A 9,684-nucleotide genomic window follows, 5' to 3' on the forward strand; every position below is an offset into this window, starting at 1 on the left:
TGATGTCTGTGGCATAAAAAATCATTGAAGTTTGCAATATGAAATATTATCGGATAAAATGTGAGATCTATAAAGCGGAAGGAAAAAGCTGGGAACGAATGGCAGAAGAATTACTGCTGTCAGCCGTTCGCAGGGGAGGAAAGGAATATGGGGGAAAAGTGGTCCGTCTTGTATTCTTTACATTCTGTGAGGATAATCGGGAATATCAGCTCCAACGGTCTTTTCTGGAACAATGGGTGGACAATCATTTCGTTTCTCCCCGTCCGGTTCTTTCGCTCGTAGCCCAAAAGCCTTTGGTGGGAGAACTGGTCATGGAAGTCCATTCGTTGCCGGCAACTGTCGGTGAGGAAGTGACGGTAGAAGAACAGATGGCTTCTTCCGTCCGCTACCTTCGGGTTACTTCCGGTCATTATCGGGAAATAATAGCGGGAGGACTCTATGCCGATGATTTGACTCTTCCTGTCCGCGAACAGTCGGAGCAGGTGTTCGGGAAAGCGGAAGAAATTCTGAAAGCGGAGCAGATGAGCTTCGGTGATATTGTCCGCCAGTGGAATTATCTGGAACGCATCACGGATATTGTGCACGGCAATCAGTGTTATCAGGATTTTAATGATATACGTTCGCAGTTTTATGCTTCTTCGGAATGGACTTTCGGATATCCGGCGGCCACAGGAATCGGGACACAGCATGGTGGAATACTGGTAGATTTCAATGCTGTCAAAGGAGGAATAGAGATTATCCCGTTGGATAATGACTGGCAGAAAGCTGCTCATGTCTATTCGGATGAAGTCCTGATCAGCCACCGGACGGATGCGGAGAAGGGAACTCCCAAGTTTGAAAGAGGCAAGTCGCTGTCCGATCATCAATGCGAGATGATTTATATATCCGGCACAGCCGCCATTCGTGGTGAAGAAAGTATAGTGACGGGCGATGTGCTTGTGCAGACGGAAATCACGCTGGAGAACATCCAGCATCTGATTGGTTTGGAAGAAGGGAGAGAAAAACTTCCGGAACATTCCGGCAAGTTGGAACTTCTCCGTGTGTATCTGAAGCATGAGGAGGATGCAAAGATTGTAAAAGAAGATATGGACAAACTTTGTCCCGATGTTCCTATTGTCTATCTTTATGCCGATGTATGCAGGGAAGAACTGCTTGTAGAAATAGAAGGTATTGCTTATTTGTAAAAACAGAAAACTGATGAAACTGATTCGATTGATCGCTTCTCCGATGTTGATGTACGTATTGGCGGGAGTTTATGCGTTGGTACTGGCAATCGCCACTTTTGTGGAAAATTCGTCCGGTCCGGCCCTTGCGCGCGAATACTTTTATTATGCTCCGTGGTTTATTTTGTTGCAACTCTTGCAGGCTGTCAATCTGTTGGCCATGTTTCTTCAGGGAGGTTATTTCAAAAGAATCAGTAAAGGAAGTCTGCTCTTTCATGGGGCTTTGGTTTTTATTTGGTTGGGGGCGGCTGTTACTCACTATGCAGGAGTAACAGGAATCATGCACATCCGTGAGGGGGAAACGGTGGACCGCATGATGCGCGATGAAGGGGCAGGGATGGGAAATGCCTCCCTGCCTTTTTCTGTCACTCTCGATGATTTTCGGTTAAAGCGTTATCCGGGCTCTCACAGTCCGATGTCTTATGAAAGCGATCTGGTGATAAAGAAGGAGAATGAAGCTCCTTTGCAGGCTACGGTCCGGATGAACAAGGTGATTGAAGTGGATGGTTATCGCTTGTTTCAGTCTTCGTTCGATCCGGATGAGCAGGGCACGGTGTTGTCCGTGAGTTATGACCGTCCCGGTATGCAGATTACCTATATCGGCTATTTCCTGCTGTTCGCTGGCTTTGTGCTGACTCTGTTCAGTAAGAAGTCCCGTTTCGGTCGTTTGCGCAGAGAACTGGGGGAGATGAAAAAGCGTGCTCCTTTCTGTCTGCTTCTCTTCTTAGGTCTATCCGGTACTTTGGGTACACAGGCGTTATATGCGCAGGAAACGCTTTCTTCTTCGCAGCTACCTTGCATCCCTGCTTCGCACGCCCGGAAATTCGGCAGTCTGGTACTGCTCAATCCTAATGGTCGCCTTGAACCTGTCAACAGTTACACTTCCGCCATTCTGCGCAAACTTTACGGAGCGGACAAGCTGAACAACATCAATTCAGACCAGTTCTTTCTGAATCTTCTCGCTTTTCCGGATGAGTGGGGTGGCTATCCTTTTATCAAGGTCGATAATAAAGAAATTCTTCAACGGTTCGGAAGAGACGGCAAATACATCGCATGGCAGGATGTCTTTGATGCCGATGGCAATTATGTGCTGACCGATGAAGTGAATGCCATCTATGCAAAAGCCGCTTCAGAACGGAAACGAATGGATTCGGATTTGTTAAAATTGGATGAATCGGTGAATATTGTCTACCGTATTATGCAACATCAACTTCTGCCCCTCTTCCCGGACGAAAACGACGTTCAGGGAAAATGGTACTCGGCAGGTGACGAACAAACCGTCTTTCATGATAAGGATTCCCTGTTTGTTTCTAAAATCATGGATTGGTATATCTACGAATTGGGTAATGGTGTCCGCACTAATAACTGGAAAGAAGCGGACAAGATTGTCGATATGATGCATATCTTCCAGCAGGCAAAAAGTAAAACTCCCGCTATTGACAATCAGAGAGTAAAAGCGGAGCTTCTCTATAATCAGTTAAACCTGTTCTTCTGGTGTCGTCTGGCTTACCTGATTTTGGGCGGAATCTTACTTTTCATAGCCTGCGGAGAGATTATCGCGGATTTCAAATGGGGGAGCAAACTGAGCAGCATACTGATTGTTCTTCTGGTCGCTGCTTTCCTTGCACACACGACCGGTGTCTTACTGCGCTGGTATATCTCCGAACGTGCACCGTGGGCGAATGCTTATGAATCAATGATCTGCACTTCCTGGCTGCTCGTTGGCGGAGGCCTCTTGTTTGCCCGGCGTTTCCGTATTCTCCCTGCGCTTGCCGGACTGTTAGGCGGAATCATGCTTTTCGTGGCAGGACTGAACCATCTGAATCCGGAAATAACTCCTTTGGTTCCGGTGCTTCAGTCGTATTGGCTGATGTCTCATGTCGCCATTATCATGATCGGCTATGTATTCTTTGCACTTTGTGCGCTGACGGGACTGTTTAATCTTATCTTGATGAATCTGCTTTCTGCCACCAATCGGGTGAAGCTTCTCTTCCGTATACGTGAGTTTACCTTACTGAATGAAATGGCAATGATTCTCGGCTTATTCTTTATGACGGCAGGAACCTTTCTCGGTGCCATCTGGGCGAATGTCTCATGGGGCAGATACTGGGGATGGGACCCGAAAGAAACATGGGCGTTAATCTCTATTGTTGTCTACGCACTGGTACTTCATATCCGTTTTATCCCGCTGCTGAAAGGTAAAACAACCTGGTGTTTCAACTTGCTGTCCGTAGTCTCCATTCTCTCCATTATCATGACTTGGTTTGGAGTAAACTACTACCTGAGCGGCTTGCACTCTTATGGAAAGACCGAAGGGGGAGATTTACTGTTATGGATATGGGGAGTGGGTTTGTGCGTTGTGCTTGCTTTGGCTCTCTTTGCACGCAGGTGTTTGAAAAAGTATTCATGATTCGGGAAAATTGCCGTTTTACCTAAATATGTTTCGGTAAATAATAGAATTAGCTGCTTGTGACATTTTTGTCTTTATTCTAAGTATTATATGGGGATAAACAAAAATGTCACATCGCTTGTAATCAGTGGTTTACCTCTGAAAATGCCTTGTTTTTAAAATAAGTTTGCAAAAAACTATAGGATGTTTTTGTCTTTTTCCGGATCAAAACTGCATTTTTTTTCATTTATTTGTGTTTCAGTATTTTAATCATTCTGGCTTCGCGATTCCTGCTGTTTTCTATTTCCGCATATTGTTCCAGTTCTTTCGTCGTTATACCCCGTCCCGTGTTTAATCCCATCTTTTTATATACCTGTCTGAGCATACTTTTCGCTTCCTGCACGGATATTTCAGCACCCACAGGAAAAGCACGTTGGATATATGTCCGCATTTGCCCGGACTTCTTAATCGTATGCTCGCTACTCACATTTAGTGCCGTCCGCAATTTATTCTCATTATAATCGGCTTCCCGTACAAATTCCGCTCCGAAGCGGCAGAAACAGTCGTATATATACCTGTCGGCGGTAGAAGTAATCAGATTCATCAACATACGCTGATACCTTTTCTGTATTTTCTTGTCGGTAGCTCTGCTCATCTTTTCCATCTCTTCCAGTTTTCGGACGATCAGTTCTGCCCGTTTCTTCTTTGCCAGACGATGCTGGATAGCCATGCGTTCATTATCCGAAACCGGCATCAGGCGTTCTTCGTGCGAGAAGACAAAATATCCGGTCTGCTCGTAAGCAAGGTGCAGCAGATCGGCAGAGGTGTACAGGCGTTTCACTTGTTCCTTTTCATAGAAGTTGGCTATCAGAAACGAATCTGGCTTTCCGTTTTCGTCCAGATAAGGGAGGTAAGAGTTTTCTCCGATGGCTTCCTGTAGTAAGGTGCGTTCGCCTATGTTGGTAGTCCGTGCCAGTTGCGCTTTCCAGCCGTTGAAAATGGTGGAAGCTCCCTGAATCCAGTGATCGATTTCAGAAGAAGACATACATTCCAGTTCCGGTCGGATAGAAGCGATGTGTGTCACACTGTTGACTCCGCCCCGGAAACGTCCGATAATCTGGATTGCCTCGGTGGCAGGGTCAATAACGGATTGCGCGGCACCATACAAGTCACTGACGAAAATCACATGAGGCGGATTTTTGCAGAGTATGTCTACCGCTGAGTAGAAGCGGGAGGTGAAGAAATTGTAACGTTCCAGTTCGGTGATCATCATTGATTTTTTGCGGCGGTTTCCTTTCCAGAGCTTGTATTGTCCGTCTTCGCTACAGAATGTGCAGGCATTGCTTAGTTCGGGTATCAACCGGTAGAAGCTGTCTATCGAATCTATACTGTTACAGAAAATACAGACAGTTCCTCTCTTGGCTTCAATCACTTCCTGCAGGGTTTCCAGCACATTGTTGGTAGTAATCAGTTTCAGTTTCTGCCGATAGACATAATCCGGCTGAATCAATACCCGCATGAAACCGTCAAAACGACTGTCCTTTTCGGGTACGATAGGCGTAGCGGAAATCAGTGCCTTGTTCTGGAAACGGAAGAAATCGTTCATCGGTTCGCGGATAGAGTCACGGTAGTGCACGTCCTGTACCAGCTTCTCGCATTCATCAAACAAGATGAAGCATTCCGTATACATATCTATATCCACCGTTTGCATGGCTTCCTTTATCTTGTTGAAGCCTTCGGGGGGAGTCAGTAGTTTGTAATCCTTCTCCCGGTTTGTTTCCAGAAAGTCGGCGATCTGCCGGATGCTTACACCTTTATAGACGGCAAGTGCATTCTTATGTACCCTTGCTTTCGACTCGATGACGGGTACATTCGGTTCGATGATAATGGATTTGCGTGGTGCTGTGAGTTCACAGTGCGTGGCACCCAGTCCCGGCAGCAGTTTGTTGATGATGCAATTGGTAGGAATAAAATCTTTTCCTGCACGTTTTAGCGCATCCGCAAAGTATTCTCCTTTCCGGATGGAGTAAATTCGATCGTATTCCATGCAGTTAATATTTCCGTTTATTGTGTTTCTTTGGATTGTACTTCTCAAATCCGGCAGCTGAAATACGTTTCTTCAGATTCTTGTCCGCTTTAAAAACTACGTTTTTCACTTGGATGGATTCTGCCCTGTGGTTTTCGTCTGGCTCTTTGTCTTCACAGAAATTTCCGTTTAGAGAGAAACTGCCGAAGTCGTCCAGATTGAGTATGTTTCCGTCTTTCAGTACGGCTTCCATTCCTTCCAGTACTATGCTGAGGCTTTTGTATGCTTCTCCTTTGGATAGGTTGTATTTGGTTGCCAGATATTCTACGAATGCTTTGGTGTCCAGTGTATCCCATGATAACAGTTGTGCCCGGACATTTGTCTCCTTATCTCCCGTGAATGTATCCGCGAAGCGGGTTGTTTTGTAAAGTATGCTCATAATAATTCCTTTTTTGAATAGCCATTGATTATATGCAGTTGAATAACTTCGGTGCTAGACAAGTGTAACTGGAATATTGCACAAGTGTAACTGGATAGTTGCTCAAATGTAACAGATTAATTCATACAGATGAAGTTGCTAAAAGATAAGGGATTATTTTTAGTTTGTGTGGGAAAAACAATTAACTCTTCCTTATGAATTGGTAAAAACATCTTGTCGGTTAAGACGATGCAAAGGTAAGAATAAGTACTGGACTTACAAGAAAATTAGCGAGGAAGAACGTAAAAAGTTTGGTCGTGGAGATGGAGAGGTGATCAATGCGGATGATCCGAGGAATAGAGATTTGATAAGGAGAATGATTAGCGAGTAATTTATAGAAATAATTATTACGGATTAGTGATCAAGCTGCAGATCTGCAGAAACTTAAATCTATATTGGGAATTTAATATATAAATCTATAAGCTTATTTCGGTGGGATATTATTAGCGCACCTCGTTCGTTAGAGATGCGCTATTTTTTTGTGAAATTAAACAGTACTTGGCCAAATCTCAGTTAGGTAGTCGTCTTGCTATTGCTTTTTGATCTCAGTTATATCAATAAATCCGGTAAGTTTGCTCCTTATTTAAACCGTTTCAGGTCCGGTTGTGTAAAGAGATTCAAATATACTGAAAGTGTTAAATCTCAGCTTTTGGGAGTAATATTGGGTTTGTATGAGAACATTCCTGTTTTTTATATGTTTGTGAGGTAAACCCTGCAAACAAAACATATTTAGTCAGGATAAAATATTATATATAATATACTTATTATAAAAATATTAGCGATGATAAAAAGAAAAGCACCATTATCCCTATTAGTAACATTAGATAGCATATCTAAAAATACACTTGATTTTTTTTCAGTGAGCCAAAGTAGGCAATGCCTGCAGATTATAGGGTGCGATAAAGTGATATTGCGGTATTTAAATTCTTTATTATTAATATTGTTTGTGTCAATTGCGGCTACATCTTGCTCTGATGATAACCATAAGATCATTGAGCAGCCATCAATAAACGTTTTGAGCTATTACCCGAAATCCATGAATATTGTGGAATTACAGTATAAACCAGCTGGACAGGAACCTGGGGTAGTAGATATTGATAAGTCCAGTCTGTATTTTGGGGATCGTGTGACAATGTTTCAACCTGAAAAAATTATATTCAAAAATGATTCTGTATCAATCATCAAACGAGGCGGGTTAATTCAGGAGTATAAAGCCGAATGGAATAAGGGTGATTTATATTTATACAATGGCGTTACTGGCATATGGGACTATTGTGGAAGTAAAGATGGGGAAATCACATTTATCCTTAATACAGGTTTCTTTTGGGTAAAGGATAACAATATGCATGGTTCATTATCGGTGATAGGGCAGAAATATTCATTATTATCATATTCCGAATTGGTTACATATTTGGGTGGAAACAGTAACAATCTAAAGAATCAGGTGGCGTGGCTAAGAGTACAGTACACATTTGAATTAATCCCGGAAGTTAAACTTTAATATAGAAAACATGAAAGCAGTAATAATATATATCATTTTCTTTTCTATTCTCCATGTTAGCAGTTTTGCTCAACATAATCAGTATACGTCAACCAAGTTTGCGGTCAAAAATCCTTATGAGGTATTTATTGGCAGTATTATGAAAGCGAATGATGTTAACGATGTACATCAACTTCTTAATGTGTCAATGAATCCTATTACAATTAGCTATAGTTTGCCTTTAAAATCCGAAACGATTATACCTTCATACGATAATATGCTTAGGGCTATTCAGCAAAAGCTGCAAGAAAATAATGTATTGAAACCTAACTATCAGTTTTCATTTACGTTGAAGCAGATAGATTCTTATGAACAGCTAGCTTTATTTTTCGGTGAGGAAATAGATCTATCCGACTTATTCAAAATAACATCTCCTAATCCAATTCATAAAACAGTGGCAGTATTAGATATTAGTCAGAGTTATTTTTCCATTGCTATGGATATGCCTGAGGAGGAACTGAGCAACTCTCCGATAGTCCAAGAGCAATTAAGCGAACTTATTTATGTTGGTTCTATAGAATTTGGAAGACGATCAATTCTAATTGTTGAATCGGATCTTAATTATCAGGATGTAAAGGTTGCGTTGAATGAGATCTTAAATAAATCCACTACCAAGAAGGGAGATATATCAGAAAAAAGCAAATCAATTATGGCTAGCTCAATAATCAGAGGACTAATTTTGGATCCTCTTGCCAATGAAAACATAACACCGGATAACCCTTTGGAGTACCTACTGGATTATATAAACTCTGATATCAGTCCAAATGATTTTGGGGTCCCCATTTTCTTTACAGCAGCCTGGTTAAAAGATAATTCTGTCTTTGTTAACAAGTTTACAAACTAATATTTTAAAAATTAGAACTTTCCCAAACACATATTGTGATACCTGCCTTATTATTAGCAGTTCTAATAATAAGTTCATGTAGTTTTGAAGAAGTTTTCTTTTATAGTGCCATCGATGATTTGGTATATAAATACTTCGCATATCTTTCAGAATAATAGCCGGGCAGTACTAAGAAAAAAACAGTAGACTCAAGCAATGATGCGTGAACCTACTGTTTCCTTATTTCTGTATTTACTTCTATTTACTATAAGACGCCTTCACAAAAGGAGCATCGAGCAAATAATCCAAACTCTTCTTGACACTTTCCTCTACAGGACAACTGTACCCTTCTATTTCAGCAACAATATGCTTTACGCCGGCAACCTTTGCATTTCTGAAGATAGCATCGAATCCGACCATACCACTATCTCCGATTTCTTTGTCATCTTTGATATGAAGCACGGTGAAACGTCCCGGATACTTGTTGAAATAGTCCACAGGACTGTGCTGCCCTCTGACTATCCAATATACATCCATCTGAAAAAAGACATACTCAGGATTGGTATTCTCAATCATATAGTCCAACATAACCGCTTGATTTTCTACTTTCTGAAATTCATGCGCATGATTATGATATCCAAATTTCATACCGTTCTGTTGACATCTTTTGCCTATTTCATTGAAATAGTCGCAATACATCTTCATCTCTTTCATTGTTTTAGGAACACCGATTCCCGGATTTACGATGTATTTCATGCCTGCTGCTTTATGGGCGGCAATGCTTTGATCCCACCATTTCAGTGACTCGGAGAAATCTCCGGAAGCCACTTCCTTGTCCGACAATCCTCTGGAACAGTGTGAAGACAGTACTTTCATACCGGCCTTTTCGACAGCATTTTTAAACTCTTCCGGAGTTTTGCCATAGAACTTGCCATTATCATAATTGGCGGCTTCGATGCTGGTGTATCCCATTTGCGCCAGATTCTTCAAAACTACGTTGAGGTCGGTTCCATTATTTATGATGTCTCTGACCGAATAGAGTTGTATGGCAATGTCTTTCTTCTTTTTTGCATCTGCTGCCTGCGGAATTGCCAGCAGCAATGCGAATAAGATTAATAAATAGTTCGTTTTCATGATATATTACATTAGTCAAGAACCTTCACGCGGATATTGCGGAACCAAACGTCATCACCGTGATCCTGCAT

The 9,684-nt window shown here is 42.0% G+C and carries 7 protein-coding genes; 4 read left to right on the forward strand and 3 right to left on the reverse strand.

Annotation, left to right across the window (positions count from 1 at the left end; translation table 11 throughout):
• Positions 1-38 precede the first annotated feature (38 nt).
• Entirely contained in the window at positions 39-1,184 is a 1,146-nt protein-coding gene (locus DW640_RS01845) for a pteridine-dependent dioxygenase (RefSeq protein WP_022470340.1), read from the forward strand.
• A gap of 13 nt (positions 1,185-1,197) precedes the next feature.
• On the forward strand, positions 1,198-3,633 hold the full coding sequence (gene ccsA, locus DW640_RS01850; RefSeq protein WP_117576982.1) for a cytochrome c biogenesis protein CcsA: 2,436 nt from the start codon (positions 1,198-1,200) through the stop codon (positions 3,631-3,633).
• Between the two features lie 226 nt (positions 3,634-3,859).
• On the opposite strand, the gene DW640_RS01855 is transcribed toward ccsA, so the two are convergent.
• Positions 3,860-5,659: a hypothetical protein gene (locus DW640_RS01855; protein ID WP_117576984.1), complete on the reverse strand. Its 1,800-nt coding sequence runs from the start codon at positions 5,657-5,659 to the stop codon at positions 3,860-3,862.
• A gap of 4 nt (positions 5,660-5,663) precedes the next feature.
• A complete protein-coding gene (locus DW640_RS01860; protein WP_117576986.1) occupies positions 5,664-6,077 on the reverse strand; it encodes an HU family DNA-binding protein in 414 nt (137 codons plus the stop codon).
• A gap of 820 nt (positions 6,078-6,897) precedes the next feature.
• On the opposite strand from DW640_RS01860, the gene DW640_RS01865 reads away from it, so the two are divergent.
• Complete coding sequence (locus DW640_RS01865) at positions 6,898-7,617, forward strand: hypothetical protein (RefSeq protein ID WP_032850073.1); 720 nt, start codon at positions 6,898-6,900, stop codon at positions 7,615-7,617.
• A 10-nt stretch (positions 7,618-7,627) separates the two neighbouring features.
• Positions 7,628-8,500, forward strand: coding sequence for a thiol-activated cytolysin family protein (locus tag DW640_RS01870; protein ID WP_117576988.1), 873 nt, complete (start codon positions 7,628-7,630; stop codon positions 8,498-8,500).
• A 237-nt stretch (positions 8,501-8,737) separates the two neighbouring features.
• Here DW640_RS01870 and DW640_RS01875 read toward each other — a convergent pair whose 3' ends face one another.
• Positions 8,738-9,613: a sugar phosphate isomerase/epimerase gene (locus DW640_RS01875; protein WP_008760103.1), complete on the reverse strand. Its 876-nt coding sequence runs from the start codon at positions 9,611-9,613 to the stop codon at positions 8,738-8,740.
• Positions 9,614-9,684: the final 71 nt, after the last annotated feature.

This window comes from Bacteroides sp. AM23-12, from assembly GCF_003434395.1.
Lineage (GTDB): Bacteria > Bacteroidota > Bacteroidia > Bacteroidales > Bacteroidaceae > Bacteroides > Bacteroides thetaiotaomicron.